This window comes from Rhodospirillales bacterium RIFCSPLOWO2_02_FULL_58_16 (genome assembly GCA_001830425.1).
Lineage (GTDB): Bacteria > Pseudomonadota > Alphaproteobacteria > Rhodospirillales > 2-02-FULL-58-16 > 2-02-FULL-58-16.
Window position 1 is genome coordinate 1 of sequence record MIAA01000016.1, and the last position, 18,566, is coordinate 18,566.

Below are 18,566 nucleotides of genomic sequence, written 5' to 3' on the forward strand. Positions count from 1 at the left end.
ATCATCGCCGCCATATGGGTCGTAATAATGCCTCAATCAGCACTCAACCCGGCTTATTAACGGTCGACTCTTTATGGAGCGCCAGCGCTTTCAAAAGGAACTCCTCGGCCTTGTCGAGATCGCCGCGTGTTTGGTGGATCAAGCCCAGGTTGCCGTAGTCGGACGCCATGCCTTTCTTGCCGCCCAACTCTTTATGGAGCGCCAGCGCTTTCAAAAGGAACTCCTCGGCCTTGTCGAGATCGCCGCGTGTTTTATAGATCAGGCCCAGGTTGCCGTAGTCGGACGCCATGCCCTCCTTGCCGCCCAACTCTTTCTCAATCGCCAATGATTTCAGGTAGAACTCCTCGGCCTTGTCGAGATCGCCGCGTGTTTGGTAGACATTGCCCAGGTTGCCTAGGGCCATAGCTATGACGGATTTGTCTTTGACCTGGTTACCCAGGGTCAGCACTTTCTCGTAGGCCTTTACGGCTTCGTCCAGGCTGCCGATTCGCCTTAACAGATGCCCCAGTTGATTCCAGCCGTCCGCGTCGTCCGGGTCCAGATTCACCGCCTGACGGTAGGCGACAAGGGCCTTGTCGGTATCGTGCAGGTAGGCGAGAGCGCCGAGGTGGCGGGCAGCAGCGGCGGCTTGCTTGTAGGCCGCTCCGCCTTCTTCTGTTTTGGCGTCAATGACGCGCCGGAAGATGGCCTCGGCCTTTGCCGTATTGCCCGTCGCCAACTCCGCCATGGCCTCGGCGATGCCGGGGCCTGATTGCGCTTTCAGCGCCTCGACGGTTTCTTTCAACTGCCGGATTTGTTGATCTTTGTCGGCGACCTCGCCCATCTTTTCCTGAAGCCGGGCGATCAACGCCTTGATGGCCAGATCAACGCCGGCAGTACCCGGATCAGGCTTGGCCTTAAGTAGATTGATTACCCAAGCAAGCCCCCCTCCAATAATTGCAAGAGACGCAAGGAGCGGCGCAAGCCACTCGTGGTTATCCTTCCAATATTGAATGAGGTCGCTCATTGCCGAAGCCCCTTTATCCCTCACCACCTTAAGCTGCGGCGGCGGGTGGAACAAGGCATAGGGCGCCGGGTGTTATCGGCCTCTACGTTTAATCCAGGGCCTTCCCCAAAAATTTCAGCAAAAAAGTCGAGGATAAGCTGCGGCCACCTTGCCGTCATTGCGACCGCGACCGCGAGCATCAGCGACGCGGGACGCGGGAGGCAATCCAGATAACAACAAACGCTTCATGGGTTGCTTCGTCTTGCTTCGTCGCTCCGCTTCTCGCAATCCTCGCAAAGACGAGGAGGGCTGCGGCCCGGCGCGGACTTGACGGCGGCCAAAATGACTTGGCGCCTTTGCGTCTTCGCGTGAACAGACCATGTTTCACGCGAAGACGCTAAGACGCGAAAGCATGATGAAAGGTAAGCCGTTTCATTGCCGTCATTGCGATCACGAACATCAGCGACGCAGGAGGCAAGCGGCGTAGGCTGGATTGCTTCGTCGGCTTCGCTTTCTCGCAATGACGGGCGGCGGGAAGAGTCTTCCCGAAAAATCATCGGTTCACTTCAAAAAGGCAGATTCCGGAATCACTTCAATGACTTGAATGTTTTGGGCTTCAGTTTTTGGGGAAGGGCTTGATAATACCAGCGGCAATAATTATTGACCCATAGCGGCCTCAGCACTTTCCCCTCCTTACGAAGGAGGGGTTAGGGGAGGTTACCCTTACCCCCTCCTGACCTCCCCCTTGAAGCAAGGGGGAGAAATTCTTCTCTACCCACTGACGATGAGTCACTCTTTAAAGCCGCCGGCATAAGGCGCCGGGTGTTATCGGCCCCTACGTTTAATCCGATTTATTCCCGGAAATTAATCCTTGCCTTTAGCAAATTCATCGGCTATATTCGCTATATGTTCCTTGCAATAAACTCGCAGGGACGGATGCGGATGTTGGACATTGTAAATAGGCATTGGTCGGGATGGTCGGCGCTTAAACCGCCGGAACAACCTCCCCCCAACCCCTCCTTGGTAAGGAGGGGAAAGCGGACGGCGTCTCCTTGATAAAGAGGGGCAAAATGACGACAAATGATGACAAATGACGACATTTTACGAAGTTTTTGATAGTGGTTTTGTTTGATATCAATGACTTAAGGCCGATTCACCATGGTTAATTCGTCATCTAACGTGGTTAATTCATCATTTAACGTGGTTAAAACGGCCTGTTGCCGCCGATTACGTCAAATAGCGGCGCTATGTCAATGAGTCGCTCTCAAGCGCTTTTTCCACGGCCTCGATCACCGAATCCACCGGAATAAAGCAGAGTTCGCGACCGCCGTAATCCTGGGCCTTGATGATGGTGAGGCGGCGGCTCATCGGCCTGAACTTTTCCGCCGCCGTGCGCCCGAACAGGGAAACCAGCGGCGTTCCGCTGACGGCGAACATGTGGCCGGCGCCTGAATCATTGGCCACCGCCGCCGCGAATCGCTTGGCGAGGGCAATGGTGAACAGGGGCGAAAAGTCGTGGTTTTCCGTTTGCAGGGGAAACAAGGCCTCGGGGACGTCGCGTTGCAGATCGTCTTTCCAGTCTGCTTCTTTCGGGCCGAGAACGAATACCGGAATCCGCCCCCGCGCCGCCTGTTCCCCGGCAAGCGCGACGAAGTTGTTAAGGGGCCAGCATTTAGGGGCGCCGCCCGAACCGGGAGCGATGCCGACATAGACGGGGCCGTCCGGCAACAGCCGCGCCGCCGCCTCCGCCGCCGTCCGCCCCGGCTCCAGGTCCAGGACTTCCGGCGTCGCGAAACAGCGGCCGGAGGCCAGTTCCAGCAGGTCCAGCATCTGGCGCTGCATGGAGGGAGGAAATCGATAACCCTTCGGCGGTTTTTTCGACGACAGCATAAAGCGCGCCGCCGGTGAAATGAAGGTTTGATGGGGGATGCGCCACAAGGACAGGCTGGCCCATAAAATCCTTTGGGTGTCGATGATCAAATCGAAGCGCCGCCCGTTCAGGGGGCGTCGCCACAACTCGCCGGGGGTTCGGCCGACGCCGGCGTTCTCGATGACCTCGTCCAGCAGTCCCGCCGCCACGGGGGCCATGATCGTGGCGTAGACGCTGGTTTCCTTGCCGGCGAGCCAGGTGATGCGGGCCTCGGGAAAGGCGGTTCTCAGGCCCCTGACGAAAGGCAGCTTGAGCAACGAATCGCCGACCCGATCCAGTCCCACATAAACCAGCACGGTGGAAGGGCGTTTTTCCATTAAAGCAGTCCTTCCAGGACAGCGGTCAGGCGGTCCAGATCGTCCGGCTCCGCCAGACGGTGGCCGCCGTTCTTGACCAAAGTAAGCTCCACATCGTCGGAGGTCAGCATTTGTGAAAGGCGCAATGAAGTTTGCCAAGACACGTCTTCGTCTTTCATACCGTGGATCAGCCGCACCGGGCAGATAACAGGGATGATCTTTCTCAGCAACAGATGGCGGCTTCCGTCTTCCAGCAGTTTGCCGGTGACGACGTGGGGCTTGTCGCCGCAGGCGCCCGGAATGGAAACAAAACCGTCACGTCGGATACATTCCCTTTGTTCCGTCGTCAACCGGTCGCCGATCATGTCTTCGGTGAAGTCGGGAGCGGCGGCGACGCCGAGCAGGCCGGCGACGCGCTCCGGCCGGCGCAAGGCGGCCAGCAGCATGATCCAGCCGCCCATTGACGAGCCTACCAGCACCTGCGGCCCCTCGGTCAGTCGGTCAAGGGCAAAGACGGCGTCATCGACCCAACGGCCTATGGTTCCGTCCTTGAAGGCGCCTGAGGACGCGCCGTGGCCCTGATAGTCAAAGCGCAGAAACGCCCGGCCTCGGGCGCGACAGTATTTTTCCAGATGCAGCGCCTTGCCGCCGCTCATGTCGGACATGAAGCCGGTGAGAAACATCACGCCTGGAGACTTGCCAGAGGCGCGGTGGTAGGCGATAGTCGAGCCGTCGTCGCGGGATGCCGAACTCGGCGGCGCGTCAAGGGGAGTTGAGACTTCAGTCATGGTGATCTTTTAGACGATGGACGAAACCTCGGATAGCGCCATTGTTGCTCCGGCGGAAAAACCACAAGTCATCGGCGGGGCGGAGCGCTTTGCCACCGTGTTGCAGGTATTGCCGGCGTTAGGCGCCGGCGGCGGCGTCGAACGCGGCGCGGTGGAGATTGCCGCCGCCATCTCCGCCGCCGGCGGTCGCGCTTTAGTGGCTTCCGGCGGCGGAATCATGGTTCATGACCTCAAGCGCGCCCGCGCCGAGCATTTCACCCTCCCCGTCGACAGCAAGAACCCGCTGGTGATGTTCGCCAACATCGGCCGGCTGACGCGGTTGATCAAGGACCAGGGCGTCGATATCGTTCACGCCCGCTCCCGGGCGCCGGCGTGGAGTTCCTATTTCGCCGCCAAACGCGCCGGCGTTCACTTCGTCACTACCTTTCACGGAACCTACTCCTGCGGCAACCGGCTCAAGCGTTACTATAATTCAATAATGACGCGGGGCGAGCGGGTGATCGCCATTTCATCTTTTATCGCCGGACATATCCGCCAGATTTACGGCGTGCCGACATCAAAAATCCGCATCATTCACCGGGGCGTTGACCTCAACAGCTTTGACTCCGCCAAAATCAACCCCGAGCGGGTCGTCGCCCTTGCCGCCCGCTGGCGCCTGGGCGACGGCATGCCGGTGGTCATGCTTCCCGGACGGCTGACGCGCTGGAAAGGGCAGACGGTGTTGATCGAAGCCGTCGCCAAGCTGAAAAGCCGCAATCTCCGCTGCATACTGGTCGGCTCGGACCAGGGCCGTAAAGCCTATCGCCATGAACTAGAGAATCTCGTCAGTAAATACAATCTGGGCGAGGTGGTGCGCTTTGTCGATCACTGCACCGACATGCCGGCGGCCTATATGCTTTGTGACGTGGTGGTTTCCGCCTCAATCGAACCCGAGGCCTTCGGCCGGGTGGCGCCTGAGGCCCAGGCCCTCGGCCGCCCGGTGATCGCCACCGATCACGGCGGAGCGCGGGAGACGATTATTAACGGCGAGACCGGCTGGTTGATTCCGCCCGGCGACGCGGACGCTCTGGCCGCCGCCCTCGCCCATGTGCTGGAGATCAAAGAACCGGCCCGCAAGAATCTGGCGGAGAAGGCGATCGCAAACGTGCGGGAAAACTTTTCCAGGAGCGCCATGTGCGCCGGGACACTGGAGGTCTATAACGAAATCCTGCACCTGAAAGCCGGAGGCGAATGACCGGGATTCTGGTGATCAAGCTGGGGGCGCTCGGCGACTTTGTGCAGGCGCTGGGGCCGTTCGCCGCCATTCGCTCCCACCACCGCGACGCCCGCATCACCTTGCTGACCACCGCGCCCTATGCTGAATTTGCCGAGGCCTGCGGCTATTTCGACGAGGTATGGCTTGATGACAAAGCGAAAGGCCTTGTCGTCGGCAAGTGGCTGAAACTGCGGCGCCGCCTGCGCTCCGGCGGGTTCGCAAGAATCTACGACCTGCAAACCTCGGATCGCAGTTGCCGATATTTCCACCTGTTATGGCCGGGTCCGAAACCGGAGTGGTCGGGCGTCGCCGCCGGCTGCTCGCACCCCCACGCCAACCCCGGGCGGGATTTCATGCACACTATCGAGCGCCAGGCCGAACAGTTGGCCATGGCCGGCATCGCAAAGACGCCGCCTCCCGACCTGTCGTGGGCCGAGGCCGATGTTTCCCGCTTCGGCCTTTCGGCGTCCTATGCCCTGCTCGCTCCCGGCGGCGCTCCCGGACGCCCGGCCAAGCGCTGGCCCTATCGCCGCTACCTGGAGGTGGTAAAACGTCTGGCTGAAAAAGACATTCAGCCTGTATTACTGGGCGGCGACGCGGAAATCGAAATCATGGAAGCCATCGCCGATAAATGCCGGGAGTCGGTAAGCTTGGCCGGTCAGACCACCTTTCAGGACATCGCCGTTATGGCCGGGGATGCGAAGTGCGCCCTCGGCAACGACACCGGCCCCATGCACCTGATCGCCGCCGCCGGCTGCCCTTCGGTCGTTCTTTATTCCGCCGCCTCCGATCCCGCCTTGTGCGCCCAACGCGGACGGGACGTCACCATCCTGCGGCGCGGCAAGCTGGACGATCTGGAAATAGACGAGGTAATGTCGGCGCTGAAAGTGTGAAGGAGGCGATGGGGATAACAATGAACGCTGCGGATAAAGACATAGCATCCTTGATGCGGGGCATCGGCGTCGCCGCCAGGAAGGCGGGAGAAGCGCTGGCCTGCGCCTCGACAACGGCCAAGGATTTTGCCTTACGGGAAAGCGCCGCTTCGATCAGGACGCGCCTCCGGGAAATTCTTGAGGCCAACGCCCTGGACATGAAAGCCGGCGCCGACAAGATGCTTTCCAAGGCGTTGCTGGATCGCCTGATGCTGAACGAGGGACGCATCGAAGCCATGGCCTTGGGGCTGGAGGCCATCGCCGGGCTGAAGGACCCGGTAGGCGAGGTGATGGCGGCGTGGGAGCGGCCCAACGGCCTTGCCATTTCGCGGGTGCGGACGCCGCTGGGAGTCATCGGGGTTATCTACGAATCACGGCCTAACGTCACCGCCGACGCCGGAGCGCTGTGCCTCAAGGCGGGCAACGCCGTCATCCTGCGCGGCGGCTCGGAGAGCTTTCATTCGTCCCGCGCCATCATGGAGTCATTGGCCGCAGGGCTTGCCGCCGCCGGGCTGCCCGCCGCCTCCATCCAACTGGTGCCGACGCGAGACCGGGCGGCGGTCGGCGCGATGCTGGCCCTGACCGAATATATCGACGTCATCATTCCTCGCGGCGGCAAGGCGCTGATTGAGCGCCTGACGGCGGAAAGTAAAATCCCCCTGTTCAAGCATCTGGAAGGCATCTGCCACACCTACGTTGATAAAGCGGCGGACCCGGACATGGCGCGGCGCGTGGTGCTTAACGCCAAGATGCGGCGCACCGGCATTTGCGGCGCTACCGAGACTCTGCTGGTGGATCGCGCCGTCGCCGCTTCTCACCTGCCGCCGATCATCAACGACCTGATCGAAGCCGGCTGCGAAGTGCGCGGCGACAGCGAGGTCATGGCGCTTGACTCCCGCGTTACCGCCGCCGACGACAAGGACTGGGACACCGAATACCTGGACGCCGTCATCTCGGTGGCGATAGTTGACGGCGTTGATGAGGCGATAGAACATATCCGCCGTCACTCCTCGCAGCATACCGAAGCCATCATCACCGAGGACGCCGCCGCCGCCGAGACGTTTCTTAATCGAGTGGACAGCGCCATCGTTATGGTCAACGCCTCCACCCAGTACGCCGACGGCGGCGAGTTCGGCATGGGCGCCGAAATCGGCATCTCGACCGGCAAGCTGCACGCCCGGGGGCCGGTCGGCGTTGAACAACTGACCAGCTTCAAGTATCTGGTCCGGGGTTCGGGCCAATGCCGGCCATGAGGAGAATCGGGCTGCTCGGCGGCTCCTTCAACCCGGCCCACGGCGGCCACCTGCATATCAGCAAACTGGCCCTTGACCTTCTGAGGCTGGACGAAGTGTGGTGGCTGGTGTCCCCCGGCAATCCTTTGAAATCGCCCGAAGACATGGCCCCGTTCGCCGAAAGGATGGCCTCGGCAAAAGCGGCGGTCAAGGATTGCAAACTGCCCATCATCGTTTCCGGCATCGAAAACGAAATCGGCTCCCGCTACAGCGTCGATACCCTCGGCGAACTGATTTTACGGTTCGCCGATAATCGATTCGTCTGGCTCATGGGCGCCGACAATCTGATCTTGTTTCATCGCTGGAAAAAGTGGCGGACTTTTTTCAGGATGGTCCCCATTGCAGTTTTTCCGCGCCCCTCTTATTCTTCAAGGGCGCGCAAGGCTGAAGCGGCAATACATTTCGCCGAAGCCAGGGCGCCGGGGTCACGCGCCGGTTCGCTGGCCGAGATGACGCCGCCGGCATGGATTTTTTTACGCGCCGGGACCGATGCGGAATCGGCCACGCGCATACGCAAACGGCAAAAAAGAAACAGATAGGAGAAGATCATACCACGACGCAAAATCAAGCCGCCAAAGGCAGCGGAGCTGCTGAAACTGGTGGAAACATCCCTTGATGACGACAAGGCTCAGGACGTCGTCGTTATCACATTGGCCGGCAAGACCGACTTTGCCGATTATATGGTCATCGCCGGCGGCGCCTCGAAGCGCCAGATCAGCGCCATGGCCGAGCGCCTCGGCGAAAGAATCAAAGCCGGCGGCGTCAAAAAGGTCTCATTCGAGGGGGTAGACCAGTGCGACTGGGTGCTGGTCGACGCCGGCGACGTCATCGTTCATCTATTCCGCCCCGAACTGCGCGCCTTCTATAACCTGGAGAAATTGTGGGGCGACGTTCAGCCCGAATCCGCTGCGTGCGTTACCACATCATAGCCGTCGGACGCGCCGGGCAAGGTCCTGAACGCGCTTTGTTCGAGCGCTTCGCCGCCCGTCTGTCGCCGCCGCCGGTTCTCAGGGAAGTTCAGGAAAAACGCTCTTTGACGCCGGTCGAGTTGATGGAGCGGGAAGGACGGCTTCTGCTGGACGCCGTTCCCAAAGGCGCCGCCGTAGTGGCGATGGACGAAAAGGGAAAAACTCTTTCCAGTAACGCATTGGCCGTCAAAATCGGAGAATGGCGCGACAGGGGCGTCCACGACCTGGCCTTTCTCATCGGCGGGGCGAACGGCCTTGACGACAAGGTTTTGGGACGTGTCGATCTGGCGCTGTCCCTCGGCCCCATGACATGGCCGCACATGCTGGCGCGGGGGCTTCTCGCCGAGCAGCTTTACCGCGCCCAGTGCATTCTTTCCGGCCACCCCTATCATCGGGAATAGGACGATTCAATCTGGTCGCAAACCGCTCTGGTTCGGTCTATATTATGACCATGCACAACGCGCCGAAAAACGTTTTCGCCGACCGTCCTCGCCCCGCCGTTCTTTGTATTCTTGACGGGTGGGGGGCGAGAGCGGAGAGCGACGGCAACGCCATCGCCCTCGGCGATACCCCCAACTGGGACCGCTTCCTGAAGAACTTCCCTCATGCCGCCCTTGACGCCTCGGGCGGCGAGGTAGGACTGCCGGCGGGGCAGATGGGCAATTCCGAGGTCGGCCACATGAATCTGGGCGCCGGGCGCGTCGTCCTTCAGGATCTGCCGCAAATCGACGAGGCGGTCGCCGGCGACACGCTGGCGACAAGGCCGGCGCTGGTAAACCTGATCGCCGGCCTGAAAAAAAGCGGCGGCGTCTGCCATATGTTGGGTCTGCTGTCGCCGGGAGGGGTGCATTCCCACCAGGACCATATGGCGGCGCTGGCGCGCATCATCTGCGGCGCTGGCGTGGCGGTTGCCGTCCACGCTTTTCTTGACGGACGCGATACGCCGCCGAGGAGCGCCAAGGATTATATGGAACGATTCCTCGCCGATACCGCTGATATTCACGGCCTTGCCGTCGCCACCATCGGCGGGCGCTATTACGGCATGGATCGGGACAACCGCTGGCCGAGAGTCGAGAAGGCCTTTCTGGCGTTGACCGAGGCGGAAGGAGACGCGGCTTCCGACCCGCTGACGGCGATCAACAACGGCTATGACGCCGGCCTTAACGACGAATTCATAATGCCGTGCGTGATCGACGGCTTTCGCGGCATGAAGGACGGCGACGGCATTCTTCACGCCAACTTCCGCGCCGACCGCGCCCGCGAGCTTCTGCACGCGCTGACGGACAAATCATTCGACGGCTTCAAACGCCGACGCCTGATCAACTTCTCGGCTCTTGTCGGCATGGAAAGTTACTCGCATCGCCTTGATGAATTATTTGAGAGCATATTTCCGCCCCGCGAACTCGCCGACGGCCTGGGAGAAGTCGTGTCGAACGCCGGTTTGAAGCAGCTTCGCATCTCCGAGACCGAGAAATACGCTCACGTCACTTTTTTCTTCAACGGCGGACGGGAGAAAGTATTTCCCGGCGAGGAACGCATCCTGGTGGCGTCGCCCAAGGTCGCCACTTACGACCTGCAACCGGCGATGTCGGCCATCGAAGTGACCGATAAGCTGGTAAAGGCCATCTTGTCCGGTCGCTTCGACCTTATCGTCGTCAATTACGCCAACGGCGACATGGTCGGCCATACCGGGTTCCTTTCCGCCGCCGTTCAGGCGACGGAAACCATTGATATGTGCCTGGGTCGTCTGGAGGCTGCAATCATAAAAGCGGGCGGCGTGATGCTGGTCACCGCCGACCACGGCAACTGCGAACAGATGATTGACCACGAAACCGAACAGCCGCATACCGCCCATACCTTAAATCCTGTGCCGATAGTTTTGATCAACGGGCCGTCCTGCGCGCTCCGCAACGGTCGCCTTGCCGACGTGGCGCCGACGATGCTGCGGCTGATGGGGCTTCCTCCGCCCGACGAAATGACCGGGCGCTCCCTCATCGTGGAAAATGAAAATGCGTCGGGCGTTTAGATTTCTGTTGGGCCTGCTGCTGGGTCTGGCGTTAGCGCCGCAGGCATGGGCCGTCGATACAGGTTCGCAACTCAAGGATGTTGAGCGCGCCCTTGACAAAGGGCTTGAGGAAGGCCGCGAGCTTCAGCAAAAGACCATTGATATTGAGGGCGACATTAATCGGATGCGCGAAGAATCCGTATCAACCGCAAAAATTATCCAGGAACACGAAGCGGATATTGAATGGCTGGAAAACCGCCTCAAAGAACTGACTATCGAAGAAAAGGATAAAAGCGCCGGCCTCGGCCAAGGTCGGAGCCGCCTCATTAATGTGCTGGCGGCGCTTCAGCGGTTGGCCAGGCGTCCTCCCGAGGCGCTTTTTGTCCAACCCTTAAGCCCGACCGACACGGTGCGAAGCGCCATATTGCTGCGCTCCGCCGTTCCCATGATTGAACTTCACGCCGAACGATTGCGTCTGGAACTGGCCGAACTGGCCAGGGCGCGCAGCGAGGCGGTCAGGCGGCAGACGGAGATGGCGGCGGCCGTCGGCGAACTGAAAAAACAGCGGGCGAGAATGGATGATCTGATAGATCGCAAGGCCGAGCTTAAAAAACAAACGGATAGCGAACACAGCAAAGCGATTGAACGGACAATGGAACTGGCCGCCCAGGCAAAGAATCTGCGCGATCTTCTGAACCGCCTGGAAGACGAAAATATAAAAAGCGCATTGAGAATTCCGACATCGCCGTCCAACAGCGCGCAAAGGGCCGCTCCCGTTATTAAAAGCCCCTCCGTAGAAATTCCCGCTCCCGAAGTTCAAACCCCTTCCATAAAAAAAGCCATGGGAACCCTTCCTTTTCCGGTTGTCGGACAACTGGCGGAACAGTATGGTCAGGCCACCGACGCCGGCCTGACCAGCAAAGGCATCACGATAAAAACCCGCTCCGGCGCGCAGGTTGTAGCGCCGTTCGAGGGGCGCGTTGTTTTTGCCGGTCAATTTCGAGGGTATGGGCAACTCTTGATCATCGAACACAGTGAGGGATATCATAGCCTTCTTGCGGGCATGGGCCGCATCGACGGCGTCATCGGACAGCGTGTGCTGGGCGGCGAGCCGGTCGGAGTCATGGGAAACGCCGATACCGGCGATCCCGCCTTGTATGTTGAACTGCGCCGTGACGGTCGGTCGATTAATCCTCTGCCGTGGCTGGCGGCGCGCAAAAGTAGGGTAAGCGGATGAAATATATATGGTTCCCGACGGCGGCGCTGGCGTGCTTCCTGTTGACGTCTCCTCTCAAGGCGGAGGAAGCGGCTGATAAAACGGCGGACAAACCGGACAAGAACGCCGAGACCTATCGGCTTCTTAACCTGTTCGGCGATGTTTTTGAGCGGGTGCGTTCCGACTATGTGGAGGCGCCGACCGACCAGGACCTGATCGAATCCGCCATCACCGGCATGTTGTCGGCGCTTGATCCCCATTCAAGCTATCTCAACGCCAAGAGCTATCAGGAGATGCAGGTACAGACCAAAGGCGAGTTCGGGGGACTGGGCATCCAGGTCACCATGTCGGACGGGCTGGTCAAGGTGATCTCGCCCATCGACGACACCCCGGCGTTTCACGCCGGAATCATGGCCGGCGACCTGATCACTCACCTTGACAATGTGCCGGTGCAGGGAATGACGCTGGCCCAGGCCGTTGACAAGATGCGCGGACGTGTCGGCACCGATCTGGTGCTGACGATTATGCGCAAGGACAGCAAGCCTTTCGATGTCACTCTGACCCGCGCCATTGTCAAGGTCGACTCGGTTCGTTCAAACGTTGACGGCAAGATCGGATATTTGCGCATTACCTCGTTCAACGAGCAGTCGGACAAGGGCGTGAAAAAGGCCATGGATGATTTCAAGGCAAAACTGGGGAGCGAGTTGCAGGGGATCGTGCTTGATCTTCGCAATAATCCCGGCGGTCTCCTCGATCAGGCGGTAAATGTCTCCGACGCCTTTCTTGACAAGGGCGAGATCGTCTCGACCAGATCGCGCTATGCCGACAAGACCCAGCGCTATAACGCCCGTCCCGGCGACGAGGCCAACGGCCTGCCGATCGTGGTTCTCATCAACGGCGGCTCGGCGTCGGCGTCAGAAATTGTCGCCGGCGCTTTGCAGGACCATCGCCGCGCCATTGTGCTCGGCGTCAAGTCCTTCGGCAAAGGCTCGGTGCAGACGGTCATTCCGCTTTCCGGACAAGGCGCCATGCGGCTGACCACGGCGCGCTACTACACGCCGTCGGGAACCTCCATCCAGGGAATGGGCATTACCCCGGATATCATCGTCGAGCAGGCCAAGATCGAACTTCTTGAGAAGGGGGAGCAACGCCGCGAGGCGGACCTGCGCGGAGCGCTTGAAAACGAGAACGGCAAGGGGACTGACGGCGACAAGGGCGGTGACAACGCCGCCAAAGACCCCGGCCTCGCCGATGATAAAAAGAAAAAGCAGGACTACCAACTGGAACGGGCGTTTGATCTCCTGCGCGGCATGTCCTTGTATGCGGATAGATTGGCGGGAAAGCCTAAGTGAAATTTCCCTTTAAATTCAAAGGATTCAAAAAGGGCAAAAAAACCTCTGACGATGAAGACGATTCCGACGAGGAAGAATCCGTTGACGATGACGAAGAAGAAGGTGAAGAGGACGAAGAAGAAAGCGAAGGAGGAGAAGAAGACGAAGAAGGCGGAAAGAAAAAAAAGGACAGGGGAAAAAAAAGCAAGGGTGGCGCCTTTTTCGCCAAACTCAAGGGCGGCGCTTTTATCGCCAAACTCAAAAGCGATAAGCGTCTGATGATGATTGCCGTCGGCGGAGCCGTAACGGCATTGACGTTGATCGGCGGCGGCGTCTGGTTTTTCATCGGCGGCGAAGACGTTGTAAAAAGCGGTGAAACAAGTTCGGCGAGTGAACTGGAAAGCGGCAACAAAATTATACAACCGGTGCCGCCCAAAGAAATGCCCGGCGCTGTCAAATTAACCCGCCAGGACGCCGGCCTTACTCCACCGGAAGAAGGCCGGGACGCCCCCGATGCACAGGATGCCCCGACTCCCGAAGCGCAGGACGCTCCGCCCTCCGAGACGCAGGATGCCGAGGAAGAACCGGCTTTACCCAAAAGCTCGCTGAACGCCGTCGCCGCCACCGTTAGAGACCCTGGTTCGAGCGTGTCGGCGCCTTCGGTGACGCGGGCGTCGTTCAAAAACATCCCCGAAGTGAAGGGCGCCACGCCTCTTTCCGTTCTTCCCGTTAAGGAGTTGACCGAGGACACCCCGCAAGGGGCATTGCCCAAGATCGGCGCTGACGGCCGTAAACCATGGCAGGTTTATGCCCGGCCTTTCGAGGCCCCCGGCAACAATCCCCGCATTGCCGTAATTATCACCGGAATGGGATTAAGCAAGGCCGCCACCGAGGCCGCGATCAAGCAGCTCCCCGGCGAAATAACCCTGGCCTTCGATCCCCATGTCAAGGATCTGATCGACTGGGTCGGCGCGGCGCGCAAGGCAGGCCACGAAATCCTTTTATCCCTTCCCATGGAATCGGAAAAGTTCCCGATCCACGATCCCGGCCCCCTGGCGATGCAAAACGACCTCAAACCGGAGCAAAACATCGAGCGGCTGGAACATATTCTCAGCCGTTTAACGAACTATGTCGGCGTCGCCACGGCTATGGGAACCAAATTCAGCTCCGATGAGAAATCCCTGAGGCCGGTGCTTGAGGCGATCAACAACAGGGGACTTATGCTGGTCGATAACGGCGGCAACGCCAAGTCGGCGGCCCCGAAAATCGCCACCGAGATTTCTCTTCCCCGCGCCATCGGCGACCTGTTCCTGGACGAGAACCCGTCCAAAGCCGCCATTGACGCCCAACTGGTCAAACTGGAGGGAATCGCCCGCGAGAAGGTTGTCGCCGTCGCCTTTGCCGAGCCGAACCCGTCGACTCTGGAAAGACTTTCCGTCTGGGCGGCCACTCTCAAGGCCAAAAATCTGGCCCTGGCCCCCATCTCGGCGATCGCCGACAGACAGGTGGCAAAATGACGACCGACAAAAACACGGTCAGGCCGAAGAAGCTGCCCTACCGCAAGGGCGTCGGCGCCGTCCTGTTCAACGCCGAGGGCAAGGTCTTTGTCGCCCGACGCCTTGATAATCCCGGCAAATACTGGCAAATGCCCCAGGGCGGCATCGACAAGGGTGAAAAGCCGCGCCAGGCCCTGATCAGGGAAGTCGCCGAAGAAATCGGGGACATAAGGTACAAAGTTATCGCCAAAGGTTCCTCCTGGATCGCTTATGACCTCCCCGATAAGCTGATCGGAACCGTCTGGAAGGGCAAATACCGTGGTCAGAAGCAAAAGTGGTTCGCCCTTAAATTCACCGGCGTTGACGGCGACATTGATCTGAACGCCACGAGTCATCCCGAGTTCAGCGAATGGAAATGGGTGGATATTGAGGAGCTGCCGGCGCTGGCCATTCCTTTCAAGCGGGAGCTTTACGAAAAAATCGTATCGGAGTTCAGGCGCCTTGCTTCCGACTAAACCCCATCGCACGGTCCTGATTACCGGCGGCGCCAGGCGCATCGGGCGCGCCATTGTTCTGGCGCTGGCCGAACGCCGCTGGACAGTAGCCATCCATTACAATCATTCGGGAAATGACGCCGACCGATTAGCCGCCGATATCGCCATCGCCGGCGGCCAAGCCGACGTTTTCAAGGCCGATCTGGCAAGCGAGGAGGAAACCGGCTCGCTGATATCCCGCGTTATCGCCAAGGTCGGCCCGCTGGACGCTCTTATAAACAACGCCTCGGTCTTTGAATACGACACCCCGGAAACCGCCAGCCGCGAGTCCTGGGATATTCATATGCAGGTCAATCTGCGCGCTCCGTTTGTGCTGACCCAGGCCTTTGCGGCGCAACCGCCCTCCGCGAGGGAAGGCAACGTCATCAATATCATTGATCAGCGCGTATGGAACCTGACCTCGCAATTTACCTCGTATACGCTGAGCAAGTCGGCGTTGTGGACGTTGACCCAGACCCTGGCGCTGGCGCTGGCGCCGCGCATCCGCGTCAACGCCATCGGGCCGGGGCCGACCCTGCCCAGTTCCCGTCAGACGGAAGAGTCTTTCCGGCGACAATGGGCGTCGCTGCCGCTGGAACGCCGCGTCAGCCCGGAGGAAATCGGCGAGGCGGCGTCCTTCATCCTTGACGCGCCGTCGATGACAGGGCAGATGATCGCCCTGGACGGCGGCGAGCATCTGGGAAGGCGCCGGCGCCGCGATGATGCCGAATCCAGGGAGTAATCTGTAATGACAACCGCTCGAATGAAACTCGTTGAGCCGTTGAGAATCGCCGACGGGCGCGCCGGGTTGCGCCATGTTTTTATCCGTGACCTGCTTCTGAAATGCTCCATCGGCATCCATGGGCATGAACGGGAAAACACGCAAAACGTCCGCGTCAATCTTGATCTGGCGGTGCGCGAGAGCGCCGGGGCGCACGGCGACGATATCGCCAACGTAGTCTGTTATGAGAAGATCGCCTCGGGGGTGCGCGAAATAGCCGCCTGTGGACACATCAATCTGGCGGAGACCATGGCTGAAAAAATTGCCGGCATGTGCCTTACGGATTCCCGGGTGCGGTCAGCGCGGGTGCGAGTGGAAAAAATGGATGTTTTTACCGACGCCGCCGGCGCCGGCGTCGAGATCGAACGATTTAATTCCAAGTGATATAACCTGACTTCTAACAGACCCTCTAAGTCCTTGCAAATATGAGGTTTGCCGCTTTGTCGCATCGAAAGTTGTCCACATGGCGGAATTTGTTAACGAGTTTGACTCGACATTAGTTATTAATATTTCACATTTAGGCCTTGATGGACTGTTGCTTTAATTAATTGTTTGAAATCAATGGGTTGCGAATAGTGCCTAATTATTGGGCAAAACGAGGAAACCTACAGCTCCGTTGAGGCCATGACCGCAAGGGCGGGTTTTTCAACAGACTTATCCACACAAATCGTGGATAGTTTACGGGATGGCGGATTTGCTTGGAAACACCTTATTGATTAGAGTATTTCTAATCTATAGATATGTAGCCGACCATGGTCAAAAAGCATAATTTGTCAGGTTCTTCTCAGCCGCCCGCCGACCCGCTTTCAGCCGGCGTGAAGGTGATCGAATCCTGCCTCAAGGGCCTGCCCGCAAAACCCGGCGTTTACCGGATGATTAACGCCGAAGGCGGCGTTCTTTATGTAGGCAAGGCCAAAAGCCTGAAAAACCGCGTGGCCGGTTATGCCAAGCCTGAGCGGCAATCCGTTCGCATCCGGCGCATGATAGCGCAAACGGCGTCGATGGAATTTGTCACCACCGGCGCCGAGGCCGAGGCCTTGTTGCTGGAAGCCGACCTGATCAAGTCTCTGAAGCCGCGTTATAATATCCTGCTCCGCGACGACAAGTCCTTCCCTTCGATACTGGTGACCGGCGGACACCCTTTTACGCGGATTGTCAAACACCGAGGCCTCCGCTCCGCCGAGGGTGACTACTTCGGCCCCTTCGCCTGCGCCGGAGCGGTCAATGAGACCTTAGGCGTCCTGCAACGGGCGTTCCTGCTCAGAACTTGCTCCGATGCTGTTTTGGCGGGCCGCACCCGCCCCTGTCTTCTCTATCAGATCAAGCGTTGCTCGGCGCCGTGCGTCGATAGAATAGGCTGCGATGAATACGCCGGACTGGTGAACGAGGCCCGGGCCTTCCTGCGCGGGGAAAGCAACAAAATCCAGCGGCAACTGGCCGCCCGCATGCAGGCCGCCGGCGAGGCCATGGAGTTCGAAAAAGCGGCCCTTTACCGTGATCGCATCCGGGCGCTCGCCGGCATTCAGGCTCACCGTGACATTGATGTCGCCGCCATCGGCGAGGCTGACGTCATCGCCGCCCATCAGGAGGGCGGACAGACCTGCGTACAAGTGTTCTTTTTCCGCGCCGGACGCAACTACGGCAACAAGGCATATTTCCCCGGCCACGCCGAAGATCACGGCGTAGAGCAGGTTCTGGAAGCCTTTATCAGCCAATTTTATGACGGCGCCCGTCTGCCGCGACAGATCATGGTCAGTCACCGCCTGCCCGCCCGTGCATTGATGGCCGAGGCGTTAAGCGTGCGAGCCGGCCGGCGGGTCACCGTTTCCAGACCGGCAAGGGGCAATAAGCGCAAGCTGGTGGAGCATGCCCTCGCCAATGCCCGCGAGACCCTGGGCCGACGTCTGGGCGAAAGCGCTTCCCAACGCCGCTTGCTTGACGGGCTGGCCGAAGCCTTCGGCCTGGAGGCGGCGCCCGGACGCATCGAGGTCTATGACAACAGCCATATATCCGGCGCCAAGGCCGTCGGAGCAATGATCGTCGCCGGTCCCGAAGGGCTGCTCAAGAAGGCCTACCGCAAGTTCACCATCCGAAGCGATTCAGCTCCCGGCGACGATTACGCCATGATGGGCGAGGTGCTGACCCGGCGCTTCGCCCGCGCCCTCAAGGAAGACCCCGACCGCAGCCTCGGCCAATGGCCCGATCTGGTGCTTGTTGACGGCGGCGGCGGGCATCTTAACGTCGCGCTTCAGGCATTCGCCGATCTCGGCATTAATGATATTGCTGTCGCCGCCATCGCCAAGGGCCGCGACCGCAACGCCGGATGCGAGCGCGTCTTCCTGCCCGGCGGCAAACAACCCCTGGTCCTGAACGCTCGCGATCCCGTGCTTTATTTTCTGCAAAGGCTGCGCGATGAGGCACACCGTTTCGCCGTCGGCGCCCACAGGGCGAAACGCCTGAAGGGTCTGTCGCGCTCGGCGCTCGACGAGATTCCCGGCATCGGCCCCAAGCGCAAAAAGGCTTTGCTGCACCACTTCGGCTCGGTCGACGCCGTTATCCGCGCCGGATGCGCCGATCTGGAGGCGGTGGAGGGAATCAGCAGGGAAATCGCCAATAAAATCCATGACTGGGTCGGCGGTCGGAGTTAGAATAGGAGGCCTCCTGCAAGGGACGCCGATTTTCCAGATCAGCCTTTAATTCCAGGGGCATAGCTTTCTCATACATGACATTCTTCCGGTACTGGTACATCAAGGAGGAT

Annotated in this window: 17 protein-coding genes; 14 read left to right on the forward strand and 3 right to left on the reverse strand. The window is 59.7% G+C overall.

Annotated features, from left to right (window positions below; translation table 11 throughout):
- Positions 1-43: 43 nt before the first annotated feature.
- The 3 genes from A3H92_01855 to A3H92_01865 form a co-directional block, all read right to left on the reverse strand.
- The gene (locus A3H92_01855) at positions 44-1,006 is read right to left on the reverse strand and encodes a hypothetical protein (protein ID OHC75443.1); all 963 of its coding nucleotides are present in this window, start codon (positions 1,004-1,006) and stop codon (positions 44-46) included.
- Between the two features lie 1,224 nt (positions 1,007-2,230).
- Positions 2,231-3,232: a hypothetical protein gene (locus tag A3H92_01860; GenBank protein ID OHC75444.1), complete on the reverse strand. Its 1,002-nt coding sequence runs from the start codon at positions 3,230-3,232 to the stop codon at positions 2,231-2,233.
- Positions 3,232-3,999 (reverse strand): alpha/beta hydrolase, encoded by a 768-nt coding sequence (locus A3H92_01865; GenBank protein OHC75445.1) that lies wholly within the window; start codon positions 3,997-3,999, stop codon positions 3,232-3,234. The genes A3H92_01860 and A3H92_01865 overlap by 1 nt, the downstream gene beginning before the upstream one ends.
- Positions 4,000-4,015: 16 nt before the next feature.
- On the opposite strand from A3H92_01865, the gene A3H92_01870 reads away from it, so the two are divergent.
- From A3H92_01870 to A3H92_01935, 14 genes are all read left to right on the forward strand, one after another.
- Positions 4,016-5,233, forward strand: coding sequence for a glycosyl transferase (locus tag A3H92_01870; GenBank protein OHC75446.1), 1,218 nt, complete (start codon positions 4,016-4,018; stop codon positions 5,231-5,233).
- A complete protein-coding gene (locus A3H92_01875; protein ID OHC75447.1) occupies positions 5,230-6,147 on the forward strand; it encodes a glycosyl transferase in 918 nt (305 codons plus the stop codon). Before A3H92_01870 ends, A3H92_01875 begins: the two co-directional genes overlap by 4 nt.
- A 20-nt stretch (positions 6,148-6,167) precedes the next feature.
- Positions 6,168-7,439, forward strand: a complete 1,272-nt coding sequence (locus tag A3H92_01880) for a glutamate-5-semialdehyde dehydrogenase (protein OHC75448.1) — start codon at positions 6,168-6,170, stop codon at positions 7,437-7,439.
- Positions 7,427-8,017: a nicotinic acid mononucleotide adenylyltransferase gene (locus A3H92_01885; GenBank protein OHC75449.1), complete on the forward strand. Its 591-nt coding sequence runs from the start codon at positions 7,427-7,429 to the stop codon at positions 8,015-8,017. The genes A3H92_01880 and A3H92_01885 overlap by 13 nt, the downstream gene beginning before the upstream one ends.
- 48 nt (positions 8,018-8,065) lie before the next feature.
- Positions 8,066-8,407, forward strand: a complete 342-nt coding sequence (locus A3H92_01890; protein ID OHC75450.1) for a ribosome silencing factor — start codon at positions 8,066-8,068, stop codon at positions 8,405-8,407.
- A complete protein-coding gene (locus A3H92_01895; GenBank protein ID OHC75451.1) occupies positions 8,389-8,847 on the forward strand; it encodes a 23S rRNA (pseudouridine(1915)-N(3))-methyltransferase RlmH in 459 nt (152 codons plus the stop codon). The genes A3H92_01890 and A3H92_01895 overlap by 19 nt, the downstream gene beginning before the upstream one ends.
- A 50-nt stretch (positions 8,848-8,897) precedes the next feature.
- Positions 8,898-10,472 carry a phosphoglycerate mutase (2,3-diphosphoglycerate-independent) gene (locus tag A3H92_01900; protein ID OHC75738.1) on the forward strand — a complete coding sequence of 525 codons (1,575 nt, stop codon included), beginning with the start codon at positions 8,898-8,900 and terminating at the stop codon, positions 10,470-10,472.
- A complete protein-coding gene (locus A3H92_01905; protein ID OHC75452.1) occupies positions 10,450-11,688 on the forward strand; it encodes a hypothetical protein in 1,239 nt (412 codons plus the stop codon). Before A3H92_01900 ends, A3H92_01905 begins: the two co-directional genes overlap by 23 nt.
- Positions 11,685-13,019 carry a peptidase S41 gene (locus tag A3H92_01910; GenBank protein ID OHC75453.1) on the forward strand — a complete coding sequence of 445 codons (1,335 nt, stop codon included), beginning with the start codon at positions 11,685-11,687 and terminating at the stop codon, positions 13,017-13,019. Before A3H92_01905 ends, A3H92_01910 begins: the two co-directional genes overlap by 4 nt.
- Positions 13,016-14,515 (forward strand): hypothetical protein, encoded by a 1,500-nt coding sequence (locus A3H92_01915; protein ID OHC75454.1) that lies wholly within the window; start codon positions 13,016-13,018, stop codon positions 14,513-14,515. The genes A3H92_01910 and A3H92_01915 overlap by 4 nt, the downstream gene beginning before the upstream one ends.
- Positions 14,512-15,009: an RNA pyrophosphohydrolase gene (locus A3H92_01920; GenBank protein OHC75455.1), complete on the forward strand. Its 498-nt coding sequence runs from the start codon at positions 14,512-14,514 to the stop codon at positions 15,007-15,009. The genes A3H92_01915 and A3H92_01920 overlap by 4 nt, the downstream gene beginning before the upstream one ends.
- The gene (locus tag A3H92_01925; protein ID OHC75456.1) at positions 14,996-15,769 is read left to right on the forward strand and encodes a short chain dehydrogenase; all 774 of its coding nucleotides are present in this window, start codon (positions 14,996-14,998) and stop codon (positions 15,767-15,769) included. The genes A3H92_01920 and A3H92_01925 overlap by 14 nt, the downstream gene beginning before the upstream one ends.
- Before the next feature lie 6 nt (positions 15,770-15,775).
- Positions 15,776-16,192 carry a diguanylate cyclase gene (locus A3H92_01930; protein OHC75457.1) on the forward strand — a complete coding sequence of 139 codons (417 nt, stop codon included), beginning with the start codon at positions 15,776-15,778 and terminating at the stop codon, positions 16,190-16,192.
- A gap of 368 nt (positions 16,193-16,560) precedes the next feature.
- The gene (locus A3H92_01935; protein OHC75458.1) at positions 16,561-18,456 is read left to right on the forward strand and encodes an excinuclease ABC subunit C; all 1,896 of its coding nucleotides are present in this window, start codon (positions 16,561-16,563) and stop codon (positions 18,454-18,456) included.
- Positions 18,457-18,566: the final 110 nt, after the last annotated feature.